This window comes from Thermoclostridium caenicola, from assembly GCF_900142095.1.
Taxonomy (GTDB): domain Bacteria; phylum Bacillota; class Clostridia; order DSM-8532; family DSM-8532; genus Thermoclostridium_A; species Thermoclostridium_A caenicola.
Genome location: NZ_FQZP01000037.1, coordinates 11691 through 29315, shown reverse-complemented (window position 1 = coordinate 29315; position 17625 = coordinate 11691). Strand labels below are relative to the sequence as shown.

Genomic DNA, 17625 nt, shown 5'->3' with positions numbered 1-17625 from the left:
GGAGGCTTTTCTTTTTCTACTTAAAGCTAAAGCTCTTAATCACACCGGCATAGCCGGTGGTTGTTGTTCCTCACTCCTTCGTCGTTCGGAACCAACGCTAAAGCAACAACCTGAGAGGCGGGTGATTGTGATGCCCGCCTCTCAATTATACAGCGTTTGCTTCAATGAATAAATGGGTGCATAACGTTTCAGACTTCACTGGACAGCTTCGCATGCTGTCTTCCGGCTTTTCGGATTTTCTGCCCAGAGCCGGTCCGCCGTTTCAGCCCAGGCTCTGGCAGCCGGGGCCGTTTTGGCACAGAGCACATCCACGTCTTCAGGCGCTTCCATGTCGGTTGATTTCGCGCCCGATTCCTTCACCATCTCCCGGAGCATTTCGGGATTGTCCAGCAAAGGACAGGGACGCAGCATGTTGCCGTTAAAGGGCTGTCTCCTGCGGTAGGCCATGAACAAAGGCGAGCGCAGGGCATCCAGAAGCGACACGTCGTGAATGTTTACGTTGGAATAATGGATAAACGCACATGGCTCAACATCACCGGCCGCATTGATATGCAGATAGCGTTTCCCGCCGGCAATACACCCATCGGCATACTCGCCGTCGTTCCAGAAATCCATCGCAAAAATGGGCTTTGTTGCGCGGATTTCATTGATGCGCCTGTACATGTAGGCCCGCTGCTCGGGCGTAGCTATCAGATCCAGTCGCGCATCCTTACCCACGGGCATATAGGTGAAGTTCCAGGCGAACCGGCAGCCGCGCGCAATCATATCATCCACAAACGCATCGGATCCCACGCTCTCGGTATTGTAGCGATGGTAGCAGGTGGAGTACCCAAACAAAAGCCTGTGGGCTTTCATGCGCTCCATGGCTTCAATGACCTTTCGGTAGGTACCTTTCCCGCGCCGCATATCGGTGGCTTCCTCGTCCCCCTCAATGGAGAAGGCCAGCGCGAAATTGCCTACACGCAGCATATCTTCACACAGCTCGTCATCCACAAGGGTCCCGTTGGTGAACGCAAAGAAGTAGCAATCCTGGTGGGCTTCACACAGCCGGATGATATCCTTCTTGCGAACAAGCGGCTCACCGCCCGAGAATATGTAGAAGTAAATGCCCAGTTCCTTGCCTTGCCTGCAGATGGAGTCGAGCGTCTCGTAAGAAAGGTTGTGTCTGCTTCCGTATTGCGCTGCCCAGCATCCGGTACAGGACAGGTTGCAAGCGCTTGTGGGATCCATCAGGATCGCCCACGGTACGTTGCAGTCATATTTCCGCTCAATCTCCCGTCCGCGCGCGTACCCTTCAAAATTGGCGTTGATGATAAAGCATTCCACAAACTTTTTAAAAAGCTTTTTGTCCACTTCCTGCACCAGGTTCTTTACAAACGTGTACCAGACGTTATTCTCATCCGACAGGATTTCACGCACCGCTTTGATCTGGGTGGCATGCATATTATCCTTGTCCAGCTTCTCCGCCAGTTCTATGATCTTTGGCAATTTCTCCAACGGATCATCCGCAATGTAGTTCAATAGCATATTGGCTGCCGTTTTCTGAATCCTGTTCATCATTACCCCCTCCATAATCAGATTGATATATTTTATGCTGCAAAGCTCCGACAGAGCTTTTAACTAACCATTTGGTTAATAAAAAATATATTTAACTAACCGTTTTGGTTAAAACAACTCAAACCTTAAGTATTCTGATTTCCGCCAATCCTATTTACTTCTCAGCAAAATATCACTTCCTGAAACCATCGAAGCAATGATGATGTTTGATACGCGCAGAAAAGAATCGCGAAGTTCCTTGTCGCTTAACGCGCTTACCTCTTTATAGTCATCGTAATATGCTGCAAAGCTGACTATTGGTATAATGGAAAAGAAAAACCTGAATAAAACCATCTCGTCCGAGTAGGCAAAATCCTGGTCCGCGCTGGATATGGTCTTGATAATCGGGTTGTTTTCATTGTTAGCCACGAAATCCATCATCTGAAACAACGAATTCTGATGCTTCCCGTTTTTCAGCGACTCCAGCATCAGGATGCGGATGATGCTTCTTTTCTCAATGGCATAATCCACGACCCGCTCATAGAATTTACAGGTGTTTTGTATGAATTCCTGCTTGGCTTCTTCATTGACGAAATGCAGACGATCGGGCAGGATGTCCAGGCAGCCTTTTCCGATCATCTGCACAATATGGGTATGGATAAAATCCAGGGTAATGGACACGGCATTGTTCAGCAGGGAATGGACCATGAAATCCAGGATGTCCTGCTTGTTTTTGAAATAATAATAAATCAGGGCCTTGTTGACATTTGCAGCGCTGGCGATATCATTGACCCGCGTTGCGTCATAGCCTTTCTGGGAAAACAATTCTACTGCCGCGTTGATGATTCTTTCCCTTGCTTCAACCCCTGAGCCGGTTTCCAATGCATTCTCCTCCCATTTAATTAACCGGTTGGTTAATTCCTGTCAAAAAGATCCTATCGCTGTTCATTCCAATTGTCAAGCGTCCTCTAATTTCCCTTATAACGTGCAAGGAACTGCTTGGTCCGCTCTTCCCTGGGATTGCCGAACACTTCCTCGGGCGAACCCTGTTCAACAATCACACCGCCGTCCATGAAGATCACCCGGTCTGCCACATCCCTGGCAAAGTCCATTTCATGGGTAACGATGATCATGGTCGTGTGGCGCTCTGCCAGGTTTCGGATAACCTTCAGCACTTCCCCGGTGAGTTCGGGATCCAAGGCCGAGGTAGGCTCGTCAAAGCACAGAATGTCCGGCTCCAGGGCCAATGCACGGGCTATGGCCACCCTTTGCTGCTGTCCGCCGGATATCATGTGGGGATAATAGTCCAGCTTATCCGACAGACCGACCTGGGCAAGCAGATTTCTGCCCTTCTCCCGGATCTCCTCCAGGATGGCCTTTTTCCTCTGCTTATAGTCCGGACGTTCCCTGGCCAGAAGTTCCAGCGCCAGGGTCACGTTTTTCAGAACGGTGTATTGCGGGAAAAGATTGAAGTTCTGAAAGACCAGTCCAAAATGGAGGCGCTTTTTCCGCAGCTCGCTATCCCTCCGGGTGACGGGATCCGCCGCATCAAAGATCACCTCGTGGTTGACGATGATCTTTCCCCTGTCAGGCCGCTCCAGGAAATTCAGGCAACGCAGCAGGGTGGTCTTTCCGCTTCCTGAAGAACCGATAATCGCGAGGGTCTCTCCCTTTTCCAGGGAAAAATCAATCTTTTTCAGAACCTGAAGGGTGCCGAAGCTTTTTTCAATATCCTTTACTTCCAGTACAGGCAATCGAATCCCATCCTTTTTATGCGCGGAAATAACTCAGTTTCTTTTCCAGCCAGCCTATCAGCAGGGTCAGCACACCGACAAACACCAGGAAATAGATACCCGTGGCAAATAAAGGCCAGATAAGCCCTTTGCTGGTATATTCGCCGGCCATCATGATGATCTCCTTGTTCGCAATGATACGGGCAAGGGCCGTATCCTTCACCAGGGTAATCACCTCGTTGCCCACCGGCGGAAGAATGCGTTTGATAACCTGGAGCAGGATGACATTGAAGAAGATCTGGCTCTTTGTCATCCCGAGAACCTGACCTGCTTCATACTGGCCTTTCGGGATGCTCTCAATACCGCCGCGAAAGATTTCCGAAAAGTAACAGGCGTAGTTGATGATAAAGGCCACGGTTGCAGCTACAAAACGACCGGAAGTGCCGCCCGGCCAGGAAAAACCCAGGTTCAAAAGGCCCGGTCCGAAATAAATGATGAGAAGCTGCAACATCAGCGGTGTTCCACGGATTATCCAAACAAAGGTGCGTATCAGCCACTTCAGCGGCTGGAAACGGCTCATGGACCCAAAGGCAATCAACAGCCCCAGGGGCAGCGAGAACAGAAGGGTTAACGCAAAAAGCCTGCAGTTAAGCAGGAAGCTTTCGGTCAGGCGTCCAATGATCACAGGAATGTCATTCATATCTGTCTTACCTCGGAATAACAGCGATGGGACAGAGGTATCCCCCTGCCCCTGCATCATTGTATGTACCTGAATTAATCAGCCAGTTCAAGTCCGTATTTTTCGGCCAGTTTACCCATGGTGCCGTCTGCCAGAAGCGCGTCGAAAATTTTGTTCACTTCCGCGCAGATATCGGAACCCTTGCGGAAGCCAACGCCGTAATCCTCTACGGCCAGGAAATCCACAATTTCAATGTCCGCATAATCGGTACCTTCGCCGGTCATGGTCTTTGCCAGGGTCAAATCCAAAACAGCGGCGTCAGCGGTTCCGGCCTTCAACTCCAGCAGGCATTCGGTCTGCAGGCTCTTGGGAACATAGTCGGCCTGCTTCAGGTTTTCATCGTTCAGGATGGTATCCTCTCCTGCAGAACCTTGCTCAGCCACTACGGTTTTCCCGATGAGGGAGGCCGTACCTTCATAGGAAGTGCCTTTTTTCACCAGGACCACCTGGGCATTCTTCACATAGGGTTGGGTGATTTCCATGTTCTGTTTGCGCTCTTCATCGATGGTCATACCGTTCCAGATGCAGTCAATGGCTTTGCTGTTCAGCTCCACTTCCTTGGTATTCCAGTCGATCTCCACGAACTCGGGCTCAACGCCAAGCTTCTCACAGACCAGTATCGCCAGTTCGGTATCAAAGCCGGTGAAATTGCCGTTTGCATCGGTATAGTTCATGGGCTCATAAACGGTATAGCCAATAACCAGCTTACCTTTTGCCTTCACATAAGCCAAATCGCTTTCAGCCTGAGGCTGGCTCGCTTCGGTGTTTTCAGGCTGATTTGATTCCACAGCCTGGCTTGCTTCCGGGGCCGCAGGCTGGCCAGTTTCCGTGCTGTTGCCGCAGGCTGCGAGCGCAAGCATCATTGCTAATGTCAAAAGCATCGTCAATAACTTTTTCATACTCTGTTTCATGCTCTGTTCCTCCGTCTTTCTCGCACATTGTCTTTTTTCGATTCACTTTTTCATTATATCACTTTAGCGAGATAAAGAAAAGGCTCATTCTGCGTTGTTCCAAAACCCAAATCATGCCAACGTTTCAGGCTCTCAAAACAGTTGCCCAGGATAAACCCGCGACACAGCATTTCCTCCGAAATGGGGATAAGCAGCACATTGATTAAGGAACGCTCATATCCATTTGCGATTTTGGAGATAAACCTCGGAAACAGATCTTTACCCTGAATCAGGCTTTCCATCCCCATGACAACCGCATAAAAAGCAGCCGTCGACAAGACGCCAATCAGGCAATAGATAATATCCTTAACCCGAAAGACCAATCCTGCCTTGTCGAGCTTTTGGTGTTCAATAAAACGCAGACTGACAACGATGCCACAGACCATCATACACCAGGAATTTCCAACGGGCAATAGGACTGCATAACTGTGCTGGGCGCCGTGAGACCGGATACCGAACAGCCATCATGCCTTATAGTAATTATCGCGTAATGAAAGGATGAGCGCTTCCATCTCTTTCAGAGCCTTGTCCGGGTTTTTGAAGACTTCCTGCCGGTTGACAGACATATAGCCTTCCACGGCCAGGGTGATCAGCTTCAGGAGTTTTTCCGGCGCTTCCGGATCCCTGAAGCGCGATCGATCTGTGTTCTCCAGAATACTGGATGTGTCATGCTTCATATAGCGCGCCTTGATGCGTTTGATGTCAGCACTCACCAGGGGATCCGTTTCAAAGTAAGCAGCATTCAGAAAGCGCAGCATATCCGGATACTTTCTCATGAGCCGGATCTCCCGCCTGAGATTCTTCATGATGTACATGAAGAAATCCCGTTCTCCGGCCAGGTCTTCCTCGTCGGCAATGCTGTCGGCGGTTTTCAGGGCCGTTTCAAACAAAAACAGATATAAGCCTTTTTTGCTGCCAAAATAGTGAAACAGCAGCGGCTTTGATACGCCTGCTGCCTCTGCTATGGAAGACGTGGGCGCTTTTTTGTACGGGTAGGCGGAAAACACCTTGTATCCTGCATTGATCATTCTCTTCCGGCGTTCGGGAGGAAGGCTGAAAAACCGCTCATTCATGTCAGTTCACCAGCAAAAGCTCAAATCTCGCAATGATGCCTTTCAGGACAATGCACACCCCGATGATCACCAATGCCGTTTCAGGTCTACCGACAACAGGCATGTTCAACCCAAAAATCTGGGCTATCATCGAAAGCATAAGGATTGTTCCGAGCACATAGCCGCAAATGGTCAGCGGATGGTGCCACGCTGCGGATATGAATTTGCCGACACTTGCCATACAGAGAATGAACCCGGCAGCGCCCAGCGTAATGGCCGCGGATCTGGCGTCGTGTATCCACAGGAACTGTTTCCCGGACAGGCCCAGCCAGACCAGCGCGGCTGAAAGAATGGTCTCAACGGCCAACAGGTCCACATGCTTCATGTTGATTTCACCCTGTGATATTATCCTTTGATGTTATCATACTGCCGTTGACCGATTTTGAGAAGACCCATATCCTTTTACAGACGGCATTTCAAATAATCTTATTGACCGCTTGGACACATGCCTTGCATAAGCCGTCGGCCCATTGGAATACACCTTTCAGGCAGGGACCGTCCTTTTTTCTAATGATACCTGCAACTTACCGTACACCGGAATTTATCCGCAATGGAACCTGTCCCGAGGACTCATTTCGAAGTCCTTCCGGCAAATTGCAATACGCTGTCCCACACGTTCAAAAACAGTTTCTGTTCGGGATCAGGATAATCCGGTATATTGCCCAGCCGCCAGAGGGAGATTCCCCGGATCCCGAACATGGCAGCCAGCTTCATCTTGGCCTCCACGCTCCTGGCATCTTCATACCAGATAATGTTTTCGGTGCCGTCCTGGGCATCCGTAAAACGCGCATAGGGGTTCTGGCTGAGGTCCGAGTATTGAATGCTTACGCCATCCATCAGTAGCCTCTTATGGAGCGCCTCGTAGGAAACGCTCAGCGGTACCCGGTTGACGACTGCGCCGTCTTTCTTCTTCCATTGCACCGCGTCGAAAGATATCTGGAGCATGATCTTGCCGGGGTCCTGCACGCCTGTGGTCTTGTCGGTGACAGCCCTCAGGGCGTAATAGACCTCATCGATGGGCGTAAGCGGCGTCGTGGTATAGCCTGCGGCCATTTCCCCGTCGGTGAGCTGCCTGGCGTAATAATCATGCGCCATGAGGATCACCTTGTCGGCAATGTCTCCGATGACTCTGAAATCATACCCGTCATAATAGGCCTGGCCCGGACGCCTTGCCGGCTGGACGGCAACATAAAGCAGCTTGCCGGTTTTGTCCAGTTCCTGCCTCAGCTCTTTAAGGAACGCATTGAAGGCTTCCTTCGCGTTGGCCCGGAGACCTTCAATATCTATGACAACACCGTCGAAGCTCAATGGATAGCCGTCTTTCGAGTCAGCATTGACCTGCTCAGCGATGCTTCGTATCACTGAAGACCTGATCTCGGGCCGGAGGATGTACTCTGCCAAGGGCACTTTTGCTCCCGTTGAGGGGTCGGCCACTGTCTCATTCTTTACGGCGACCATGAGCTGAGCAGACAAGCCTGTTTCCTCAGCCTTGTTCAGCACTTCGGAAAAGCCCTGTGGAAACCCGTACTCGTTGTCATTTTGACGCGACGTATTGAGGATGACCCTACCGCTTCCAGGATCGTATTCCAGGCGGCTCCAGCCGAAGCTGACCGAATCCAGGGAGGACAGCAGGTCCACCTGGCTATAGGAGCTTATGGCATAAAAGCCGTGCAACTCCTGGATTTTCGCATGTAGCTTGTCATACATCTTCATCAGGATATAAGCGGCTTCCTCCCGGGTTGCGGTTTTGTCCGGGCTGAAGCTTTGTCCGCTTGTGCCGGACATGATGCCGAAATCCCTGGCAAGCGTTATATAACCTTTATTGGTCGTCACATCGCTGAAGCTGTCCAGGAAGGAAAGCTGCCTGGCAAGGGCATCATATCCCAACGCCCGGACAATCATGACGGCCATCTCCTCCCGGGTGATGGGATCGTTCACCCTGAAGTAATCGGAATCTTTGCTTATCACCCCATGATGAAGGGCTGTTTCTATGTAGCCATAGTAGAATCGGCCGGGATCGTTGTTATCCCTGAAGCTCCCCTGGGCCGGTTTTACCTGCTCCCATCCGGTGAGCTTGATGAGAAACGTGACGAACTCGGCACGGCTTATGGTCTGCCCCATCCCGAACCGGTTATCACCCACACCACCTGTAATATTCAAAGCCTTCATCCTGCAGATGGCCTCATAGGCAAAATGGTCCTCCGGCACATCCGCAAAGGGTCTGCTGTCAGCCCGGGATATACCGGGAAACAGGAAGGACAGGATCAACAGGATGCAAAACACTTTCTTTATCAGTTTCATGCTAATCCCCTCAATAATGATATGCTGCGGTCAAATCGTTCCAAAGTATCCACTCCACCATTTTATCGCATTGGGACTAAAAAGGGTATCCTCAACCAGGGATACCCGAAGCGCCCTGCGAGCTTGATGCAGACAGCCTCCTTGCCTTGAATGGTTGCAGAAAAGGCAGGAAACAGTTGAACCGTCCTGCCTTGTTCAGCATAGCACGCAAACAGGCGTTGAGGTGGGAACCATTGAATGACACAGGAACCTCCCCTTGGTTACCCGTGCTCACTTGACAACCTGGATTGATTTCCTGTCGATGGTAAGTGCTACAACCAATACAAAGATGATTCCCTTTATCAATTGCTGCACGGCTGTGTCCAGGGCCAGCATAACCAGCCCGTTGTTCAGTATGCAGAAGATCAGCGTGCCTACGACGATATTATAAAATCTTACCTTGGCTCCGCCTGTGATGGGCATGCCTCCCAGAACGAGGGATATGAGGATCTGGGTTTCCAGCTGGTTTCCAGCAGTTGCGGTTATGGACCCTACCTTTATGACATTAAGGAAAGCTGCAAAGCCTGTAATTGCACCGGCGGCAGTGAATACCAGAAACTTGGTAAGATTGGTGCGCACACCGGAGAACCTGGCCGCCGTTTCGCCGGCACCTATGGCTTTCAGCACCATGCCCAGCTTGGTGTACTTAAAGACCAGGTAGAGGATCAGAAGCACCAGTATGGTGAGCAGCATCTTAAGCCATGTGACGTTATAGCTAGTAACGCTAACATGGGCAGCCACGGGCGAATTGGTTGTAAGGTAAGCGTTCAGGCCCCTGAAAAGGAACATGGTGCAGATGGTAACAATAAAGGAAGGGATCCGGAACTTCACGTGGAAGAAACCGTTAATGGCACCAATCGCTGCTCCTGCGACAACCCCTGCTATGATTGCCAGAATGATATTATAAAATGACAGGTAGCTTATGATAATGGAAGACAGGCCGAGAATAGAACCCTGCGAGAAATCAAGCCCGCCGATGGTCATGACCATGAATACGCCCGAAGCCGCTATCATAAGTACATATACCTGGCTGAGAATCAGGTTTATGCTGTTAGGCTGAACGATTCTCATATCGGTCAGAAAGGCAAAAACCACCACAATGACGATGAAGCCTACCAGCGGCAGACAGCATTTATGTCCATCCTGTTCAGGAGATTTCTGATAAATCCTTTTTCCTTTTTCTGTTCAACATGTTCCAGGGATGTTTGAATCGACATTGGTTTAACCTCCTTAAACCATCTTTGCTATGAAATCTTCCTCGCTGAGGTCAGGGCTTCTCAAGATCTCACCATTGATTCTGCCGTCCTTCATGATCAGGATTCGGTCGCTCATGCCCATCAGTTCCTGTATCTCTTCAGAAATCATGATGATGGATTTGCCTTTCTTTTTCAGTTCATACATCAATGTATAGATATCCGCCTTGACCTTGACGTCAATTCCACGGGTAGGACTGTCAAGCACGATGATATCGAAGTCTTTTCCCAGCCAGCGGGCCAGAACCACTTTCTGCTTGTTGCCGCCCGACAATGAGGATACAAACTGGTTGACGTCGGTCATCTTGACCTGTATCATCTCAGCAAATTCCCGTGCAAACCGATCCAGTTTTTTATGCCGCAGAACTCCCCTTTCGGCCAGTTTATCAACCGAAGGCAGGCAAATGTTGTTTCTGATTGTTTCAAACACGACTACCGATTCATTGTCACGGTCCTTGGAGGTGTAGGCCATATTGTTCAGTAAGGCATCGCGTATGGAATTGATCCGGGTACCGTTTGCCAGGGCAACGGTGCCTCTGCGGTTTTCCGAGGCGCCAAATATGGCTTTTCCCAGTTCATGCATGCCGCAGTCGCTTAATCCCCCGATGCCCAGTATTTCACCCTTATGCAGCTTAAAGCTGACATCTTCGAATACACCGGAAACGGTAAGCCCTTCAACAGTAAGCACCACTTCATCCGATATCGGCTCGCCGTAGTCGGTACGGTAATAGTGGCCTTTAAGCTCCCGGCCTACCATGAGCCGTTTCAGATCATCTTCGGTAACCTTGTCGCTGTCTACAGTATCGATATATTCCCCATCCCGCAGAATGGTAATTGTATCCGTTAACTCAATGACTTCTGAGAGATCGTGGGATATGAAGATAACGGTCCGGCCTTCTTCACGGAAGCGCTTCACTCAGGCCTCTCTTTTAATCAATGTTGGGAAAAATCAGCAAGGCCCATGGGAAAACCCACAGGCCTTGTTAAAACGGCTAACTTTACAACGTCTGATCCAGCTTCTTATTCTTCACTCTGCCTCCATACATACGGTTTTCAGCGGGATTTGCCGCCTTCAATTGTTTGCTCCAGTATTTTGGCCACAGGATCAAGCCACTCTCCCTCAAAAAGCTCTATCATACCTTTATCGCAGGCAGCGGCGATTTTGGGGTTGATAGGAAGTTTGGCAAGCACTTTCAGATTGTGCTTTTCGGCGATCTCATCGATATGGCTGTCCCCGTAAATCCTGTGTTTCTTGCCGCAATCGGGGCATTTGAAATAGGACATGTTCTCCACCAGGCCAATGATGGGAATATTCATCATTTCCGCCATTCTGACCGCCTTCGATACGATCATGGAAACAAGCTCCTGCGGCGAGGTCACAACGATGATCCCATCAACGGCAATGGACTGGAATACTGTAAGCGGGACATCACCGGTGCCCGGCGGCATATCGATGAACATAAAGTCCACATCGGTCCAGATGACATCCGTCCAGAACTGCTTCACCACGCTTCCGATCATGGGCCCGCGCCAGACAACGGGATCGGTGTCGTTCTCCAAAAGCAGATTGATGGACATGATGTCAATACCGGTCTTGGAGCGGACAGGGAAAATGCCAAATTCATTGCCCGTCGCTTTTCCCTTGATGCCAAAGGCCTTCGGGATGGACGGGCCGGTAATATCCCCGTCGAGAATAGCAATATGGTATCCCATCCTGTTCATGGTCACAGCAAGCATGGAGGTGACAAGCGACTTGCCCACGCCCCCCTTACCGCTGACGATACCGATGACTTTTTTAATGCTGCTCATTTCATGGGGTTTCTCGGAGAAATCAACATTCTTTCTTTCCGCACAGTTTTCCCGGCAACTGCTGCAGCTTTGATTGCATGTTCTGCTCAAGGTCGTCATGCTCCTTCTTATTGGAATTGCAAGGCAGCAATGCTTCCGGAACGCATCGGCAATCCATGATTGCATCAAACAGGGCCGGACAGGCTCCTTCCCGGAAGACAAGCGCCTCTCAATGGCCAATGACACATGCCATTAACACGTTATACTATACCCCGTCCATAACATATGTCAATAACTAAGTTTGATAGTACCTCCAATCCATGTAAACAAGTCAGACTCGCAAAAAAGCAGGGGCTTCTGCTGTTTGACCGGCATTACCCTGCAGTACCCCTGCTAATAATCACTGGTTTTTCTGTATGAGTTCTTCCAGGTATTCAACGATATCCCTTGCCTTCGGCGGACAGCCCCTGACGCATTTATCAAATCCCGCGGTGCACGCGCCGATGCCAATCCCGTTATGTCGTTTACTCTTAAACCCCTGACCGATGTAGAGCTTATCTTTCAGTCTATTTAAAAGCCCTTTTTCATCCAGCCTCTCCAGGGCATAGATAAGGCTTCCGTAGCAGGCCGAGCAGGCGCAGTCCTCAACGATATGCCCGGCCAGCTGCTGAACCCTTCTCGAAGGTGTCAGTTTTCTGGATCCATTATCCTTGTTCAACTCAACAATATCCGCATTCGCCAGGTCCGCGCTGCCCACACCGAGCCGCTCGGCCATGCCGATGTAGGGCACTTCTTCAATGCCAAAACCCATCAATTGAGCCGCATAGGCGTCTATCAGCACCGGATCCTTTCCGGCAATGATCCGGTTCATCTGGACCGGATTGCCGCCTTCCTCAAAATTGAGGTCGCCGTTCATGCCGTCAACGATGACGAGATCCTGCCTGATGATCTTGCTCAGACAGGCGATGGGCTTATGAAGGCCTATGGTGTGGAACCTCCTTTTCTCGGAATCGGGTATGCAGCCCTTCATATTCTTCAAGGCACAGGTGATGTTGGTCTGGCAGTGGCCCTTGAGGACCGGAATGTTGATCAGGTAATCGACCTTTAATGCTTGTTCGCATACGCTTATCCTCATGCCATCTACGGTATATTCCCTGTCTCTGTCCTTCTTGAGATCGATGAGGGGAACATGGTATTTCTTCGACAATTCCTCATAGCCGCACACTTTGAGGGCCTCAGATGTCCTGCCTCCCACCCAGGAACTCTCCATGATGACGATATTATCGCGGCCCTTTGATAGCAAATACTCAATGAGCCCCGCCACAATCTCGGGTGAGGTTGTGGCACCTGAACCGGAAGGCTTTGAGACAACCAGATTTGGCTTTATTCCTATCAGCGCGCCTTTTTCGATCTCTTCTTCGGGTTTTATGGTCTCAAGCAGCTCTTTTACCATCTGCTTCGGGTTATCGCCATAGATGATGCGTATGCTGTTCCTGGAAATCATAAACTCAGTCCTCTCATATCGCGGCATGGGGCTACCTGTTCCTGATTCATGGCGCGGACACCCAATGCCGCGTCTTTCATTTCGATCCCTTTCATTATGACAGGTTCCAAAGAATTTTTCCAGCAAGAAAGTCTGATGTCAAGCCACCCTGTCGTGTTTGCGCATACGCCAGATAGCGCCTGTATTGATAACACCGATATACAATATGTTCATCAGCCAGAATACAGGGTTTTCTCCGCAGGAAAGGCCTGTCTGACTGAGTACCCCCATGCCCACGGTCAGCAGTGAATGGGGAAAAAACAGCCCCAGACGGGCAACATACATGCCAAGGCCGATGAAAATGGCGCACAGCCCCATACCGACAGGGACAGCAAAACTTCTGATTCGCATGGACCGTGCCAATTGTACCGAACTTATGGTCAGGCCGGCTGTCCAGCCGCGAAGCAGCCATCCGGGCAATTCCTGCGGAAGTCCGGCATTCAGGCCAAGCGTTTTGCCTCCAATGAAGTACAGCAAAACGAAGAAGGCCTGAACCAGGATCAGGAGCACACCAACCACTATCCATTTCGCCAGGAAAATCCCGGCCGACGGCACCGGCGCGGCCAGGATCATATTCCAGTTCTTGTTGAGGTGTTCCAGCCTCCATATGTACGCGCAGCAAATCGCGATAAGGATGGGCAGAAAGAATTCCCCGTAAAACAAACCGACTTGCGACCACAGGCTGTACCACTCTTTAGTCAATACTCCCTGGTTCATGTAAAAATTGGCGCAGCCAATCAGCACGCTGATAACCGGCAGAGCCACCAGTATCGCCCATATATGGGAATAGCGCAGTTTCATCCATTCAGCCGAAATACATCTTCCAAGCATATTCAATCCTCCTTATGTCTCCTGCCTTGACACATAAACGCTTCCAGCCAGGTAAACAACCATTCCCACAGCCGTCAGCGCCACCATCACAGGCAGCAACGATCCCATATCCCGTACAACAAACTGTATATGCGCACTTGCATAACTCTGGGTCACCGGGCTTAGGCCAGTATAGTAGGACCATATAAAAATTCTCCTGATTCCTTGCGGAAACAGATCAGCCGCCACACCGACGAAGCCGCCCACCATACCGAGGGCCAGTGCAAAAGCCTGGTTTTTTGCTGTCATCGAGGCCCATTGCTGTAATGCGATAACGCCCGTATTGGTGATGACGAGCCCCAGAAGAAATCTGAGCAGCAGCAAAACCGGGACGGGCTGTTCAAAGCCTTTCATGAACCCAAAGCCTGCAATGGCAACTGCCTGTATCAAACATGCCAGAGACACGACGAGCGATGCAGTAACATATTTTGCCGCATAGAGTGCGCCTCTCCGCACAGACAGGGTTAACAGCAGCTTCCATGTATTGCCCTTATGTTCCATGTCGCAGATGCGGGATACGCATACAGCGGTAAGAATGGGCAGGAACAGACCATTCATGGAAGACATCATGGCGATGAGCGCTTCCCAGCCGGCGCTGCCTGGATTTCGGGAAATGGAAATGCTGGTGGCAGAAAAAGCCCAGCCGATTTCCACGGCCAGGAACAGGATGACCATCAAAAACAGACGTTTACGACGCAATTTATACAGTTCAAGTCCCACCAGTCCCATCACAGGCTGCCCCCTTTCCCGGTCATATCCAGAAAGATGCGCTCCAGGTTCTTCTTCCGTTCTTCAATGCGCAGAACATCCATGCCGCACTCAACCAGGATTCTGTTAAGCATGGCCACCTGGTCATCCCCCAGGTTCTCAAAGGCCAGAAAATCGCCATCCCGCGCAGGCAAGTAACCTTTCCTGGCAAGCAGTTCCTGTGCCAGCGCATTGTTCTGTGTCTTTACCAGAATGGTTGGCAGCTTTTCGTTTTTCAAAGCTTCAAGGCTTCCCTGAAACAACATCATGCCTTCATGGATAATGCCTATGGATGTTGCTGTTTGCTCTATTTCCGAAAGCAGGTGGCTGGAAATCACCACGGTCATGTCATAGCGCTGCGGCAAAGCTTTAATCAGTTCCCGGATCTCGCCGATGCCTGCGGGATCAAGGCCATTTGTCGGCTCATCCAATATTAACAGTTTCGGAAAGGACATAAGCGCCATGGCAATTCCCAGGCGCTGTTTCATGCCGAGGGAATACTGGGCAACTTTCCTGTCTTTTTGCTTTTCCAGCCGGACAATCCTCAGGGCTTCTTCCACATTTCTGTCCGGCACATCCCGCAGTCTCTGGACAACGCGCATATTCTCCAGCCCTGTGAGATGCCCATAGTAGGACGGGGATTCGATGAGGGAACCGGTCTGGCTTAAAATAAACCGGCGGTTTTGCTCCAGTCCCTTTCCAAACACGGTTACCCTGCCAGCGGTAGGGCGGGTTAATCCCAGTATCATTTTCAATGTTGTGGTCTTACCCGCTCCGTTGGGACCAAGGAATCCATAAATCTCCCCCTCGCGGACCGACAGGTTGACATTTTTTACGCGGCAGGCGTCGCCATAGCGTTTTGAAAGATTATACGTCGCAATGATTTCGCTCATATCTCGTCTCTCCAGTTCTGTATTTGGTCTGTTTCAGTCAAATCATAACCGGGCAACCTTTCTTCTACCTGACATCAACCTTACGGCAACCTTAAATCATGTAAGCGACGGGACGGATCGGATGAAATTGAGATATAAACGTGTATAATCAGATCAGGTGATTAAGCGTGGATGATATAAAGAACAGAAAGATTCTCATCGTGGATGATGAACGCGATATAAGGAACATGATCGACGGCTTTCTGCGCACTTGGCGCGGACGATTACATTGTAAAACCGTTTTTGCCACGGGAACTCATTCTCCGGCTTATGGCAATTCTCCGCCGGGTTTACTCCCCGCCAAGGCAGGCTCAGCTTCCCGTCTTCCGGTTGGGGAAACGCGTGATTGACCTTGAGGGCAGCCTTGTACGCCATGAAAGCGCGGAATATCCCTTAACCGCAAAAGAACACGCATTGCTTCTGAAACTCTATGAGAACCGGAACCGGATTGTAACCAGCGATGCCCTCTGCCAGGCTGCCTGGAACGATGACTACTACGGCTATGAAAACACGCTTATGGTGCATATCCGCCGTATCCGTGAAAAGATTGAGGATGACCCATCCAGCCCGGAATATCTGCTGACCGTCAGGGGATTGGGCTACAAACTGATAGTCAGGGAGTGATAGACATAGAAAGCACGGTACGGATTTTAAGACGATTTACCAATGCAACCATCATCATTTCTATATCCCTGCTGATTATCAACTTTGTACTGCTGGGGATTTTCGTATTCAAAGGCACAAATACAGGTCAGCCGCCAGGCTCTGTTGTCCGGGAAGTGGCAGAAAGCTTGCATGCATCCAACGGCATCTATTCCCTTGCCCCTGCTGCAGAAGATATTCTGGCGAAAAACCATGCGTGGGCAATGCTGATTGACAGCACAGGAAGCGTCGTATGGCATTACATGGCCCCCGCTGAGCTCCCCGAAAGATATTCGCTGGCGGATGTTGCCCGTTTTACCCGCAGCTATCTGATGGATTATCCGGTTTTCGTATGGGAACACAGCGAAGGTTTGGTAGTTGTAGGTTATCCCAGGGGCAGCCTGGCAAAGTATATGCAGATCTACCCCACAAGCTGGGTCTCATCTCTTCCGCTGAAGCTCGTTTCCTTAATTGTTATCAACATTACTTTGGCATTGCTTTTATCGCTTTTCATCGGTTCCAGGCTGATTCGCTCCATCCGTCCGCTGACCCAGGGCATAGAAGATCTGGCCGAGGATAGAGCGGTATATATAGAGCCAAAGGGGATCCTGTCCAATCTCGCACAAAGCGTGAACCGTGCGTCCGCATTATTGCAGCAGAAGAACGAGAGTCTGAAGAAAAGGGATGAGGCCCGCTCCAACTGGATTGCCGTTATCTCGCACGATATCCGGACCCCGCTTTCGATGATACTGGGTTATGCCAGCGATCTGGAGGAAAACAGCGCTGTTCCGGCAGAGCAAAGGAAGCAGGCCGGCATCATACGGCAGCAGGCAGAAAAACTCAGGGCCCTTGTCCATGACCTGAATCTTGTCTCCATGCTTGAATACGAAATGCAGCCCGTTGACAAAAAACCAATAAGGCTATCCGCATTGGCCAGGCAAATCGCATCCGACTTTTTAAACCAGGGTCTGGATGAGCGTTTTCAGCTGGAAATGGAGGTTTTGGATGAAAAGGCACTGGTCAGCGGCGATGAACGGCTGCTGACGCGTGCCATTTCTAACCTGATACAGAACAGCATCTGCCATAATCCTGACGGTTGCCGCATACAACTCATCATCTCCTCCGATGAAGGTAATAACACCTGCCGTTTTATCGTGGCTGATGACGGCAAAGGCGTTTCCCCGGTTCAGCTTTCCGATCTCTTGGAACTGCCTTATTCCAACAAAAGAAAACACGCCCGGAAAAACGGTCACGGGCTGGGCCTGCCCATGGTTGCCAGAATAGCCAGGGCTCATCAGGGGTGTTTGCATCTATATAGTGACACTGGAAAAGGGTTCAAAGCAGAAGTTGTCTTGCCAGCAATCGTATCTGATTAGGATTAACGAATCCCATCCGTCAAAATGCGTTAAGATTCACCTCAGTCAAGAGTAGAGCTGCCGA

17 protein-coding genes and 1 pseudogene are annotated in these 17625 nt (G+C 50.4%); 2 read left to right on the top strand and 16 right to left on the bottom strand.

The window, feature by feature from the left end:
• Positions 1 to 195: 195 nt before the first annotated feature.
• From F3H12_RS09625 to F3H12_RS09550, 16 genes are all read right to left on the bottom strand, one after another.
• A complete protein-coding gene (locus tag F3H12_RS09625) occupies positions 196 to 1560 on the bottom strand; it encodes a radical SAM/SPASM domain-containing protein (RefSeq protein WP_340162584.1) in 1365 nt (454 codons plus the stop codon).
• Positions 1561 to 1707: 147 nt separating this feature from the next.
• Positions 1708 to 2418 (bottom strand): TetR/AcrR family transcriptional regulator, encoded by a 711-nt coding sequence (locus F3H12_RS09620; protein ID WP_149679125.1) that lies wholly within the window; start codon positions 2416 to 2418, stop codon positions 1708 to 1710.
• 86 nt (positions 2419 to 2504) lie between these two features.
• Positions 2505 to 3290: an amino acid ABC transporter ATP-binding protein gene (locus tag F3H12_RS09615; protein ID WP_149679124.1), complete on the bottom strand. Its 786-nt coding sequence runs from the start codon at positions 3288 to 3290 to the stop codon at positions 2505 to 2507.
• Between the two features lie 16 nt (positions 3291 to 3306).
• On the bottom strand, positions 3307 to 3969 hold the full coding sequence (locus tag F3H12_RS09610) for an amino acid ABC transporter permease (RefSeq protein ID WP_149679123.1): 663 nt from the start codon (positions 3967 to 3969) through the stop codon (positions 3307 to 3309).
• Between the two features lie 74 nt (positions 3970 to 4043).
• Positions 4044 to 4919 (bottom strand): amino acid ABC transporter substrate-binding protein, encoded by an 876-nt coding sequence (locus F3H12_RS09605; protein WP_422822211.1) that lies wholly within the window; start codon positions 4917 to 4919, stop codon positions 4044 to 4046.
• A gap of 53 nt (positions 4920 to 4972) precedes the next feature.
• On the bottom strand, positions 4973 to 5347 hold the full coding sequence (locus tag F3H12_RS09600) for a hypothetical protein (protein ID WP_149679122.1): 375 nt from the start codon (positions 5345 to 5347) through the stop codon (positions 4973 to 4975).
• 75 nt (positions 5348 to 5422) lie between these two features.
• A complete protein-coding gene (locus F3H12_RS09595; RefSeq protein WP_149679121.1) occupies positions 5423 to 6031 on the bottom strand; it encodes a TetR/AcrR family transcriptional regulator in 609 nt (202 codons plus the stop codon).
• Position 6032: 1 nt separating this feature from the next.
• On the bottom strand, positions 6033 to 6395 hold the full coding sequence (locus tag F3H12_RS09590; RefSeq protein WP_149679120.1) for a hypothetical protein: 363 nt from the start codon (positions 6393 to 6395) through the stop codon (positions 6033 to 6035).
• Between the two features lie 245 nt (positions 6396 to 6640).
• A complete protein-coding gene (locus F3H12_RS09585) occupies positions 6641 to 8371 on the bottom strand; it encodes an S-layer homology domain-containing protein (RefSeq protein WP_149679119.1) in 1731 nt (576 codons plus the stop codon).
• A 270-nt stretch (positions 8372 to 8641) separates the two neighbouring features.
• Positions 8642 to 9508 carry an ABC transporter permease gene (locus F3H12_RS09580; protein ID WP_243133250.1) on the bottom strand — a complete coding sequence of 289 codons (867 nt, stop codon included), beginning with the start codon at positions 9506 to 9508 and terminating at the stop codon, positions 8642 to 8644.
• 132 nt (positions 9509 to 9640) lie between these two features.
• The gene (locus F3H12_RS09575; RefSeq protein WP_149679118.1) at positions 9641 to 10579 is read right to left on the bottom strand and encodes an ATP-binding cassette domain-containing protein; all 939 of its coding nucleotides are present in this window, start codon (positions 10577 to 10579) and stop codon (positions 9641 to 9643) included.
• A 137-nt stretch (positions 10580 to 10716) separates the two neighbouring features.
• Positions 10717 to 11562, bottom strand: a complete 846-nt coding sequence (locus F3H12_RS09570; RefSeq protein ID WP_149679117.1) for an Mrp/NBP35 family ATP-binding protein — start codon at positions 11560 to 11562, stop codon at positions 10717 to 10719.
• Between the two features lie 289 nt (positions 11563 to 11851).
• Entirely contained in the window at positions 11852 to 12955 is a 1104-nt protein-coding gene (locus F3H12_RS09565) for a DUF362 domain-containing protein (protein ID WP_340162583.1), read from the bottom strand.
• Positions 12956 to 13093: 138 nt separating this feature from the next.
• Positions 13094 to 13825: an ABC transporter permease gene (locus tag F3H12_RS09560; RefSeq protein ID WP_149679116.1), complete on the bottom strand. Its 732-nt coding sequence runs from the start codon at positions 13823 to 13825 to the stop codon at positions 13094 to 13096.
• Positions 13826 to 13837: 12 nt separating this feature from the next.
• Positions 13838 to 14593 carry an ABC transporter permease gene (locus F3H12_RS09555; protein ID WP_149679127.1) on the bottom strand — a complete coding sequence of 252 codons (756 nt, stop codon included), beginning with the start codon at positions 14591 to 14593 and terminating at the stop codon, positions 13838 to 13840.
• Entirely contained in the window at positions 14593 to 15504 is a 912-nt protein-coding gene (locus F3H12_RS09550; RefSeq protein WP_149679115.1) for an ABC transporter ATP-binding protein, read from the bottom strand. The genes F3H12_RS09555 and F3H12_RS09550 overlap by 1 nt, the downstream gene beginning before the upstream one ends.
• 249 nt (positions 15505 to 15753) lie before the next feature.
• Between F3H12_RS09550 and F3H12_RS13495 the strand changes: the two are divergent.
• Positions 15754 to 16167: pseudogene (locus tag F3H12_RS13495) on the top strand (winged helix-turn-helix domain-containing protein); the annotation flags it as partial.
• Positions 16164 to 17561 carry a sensor histidine kinase gene (locus F3H12_RS09540; protein ID WP_243133248.1) on the top strand — a complete coding sequence of 466 codons (1398 nt, stop codon included), beginning with the start codon at positions 16164 to 16166 and terminating at the stop codon, positions 17559 to 17561. The pseudogene F3H12_RS13495 and the gene F3H12_RS09540, both read left to right, overlap by 4 nt.
• The last annotated feature ends 64 nt before the right edge of the window (positions 17562 to 17625 follow it).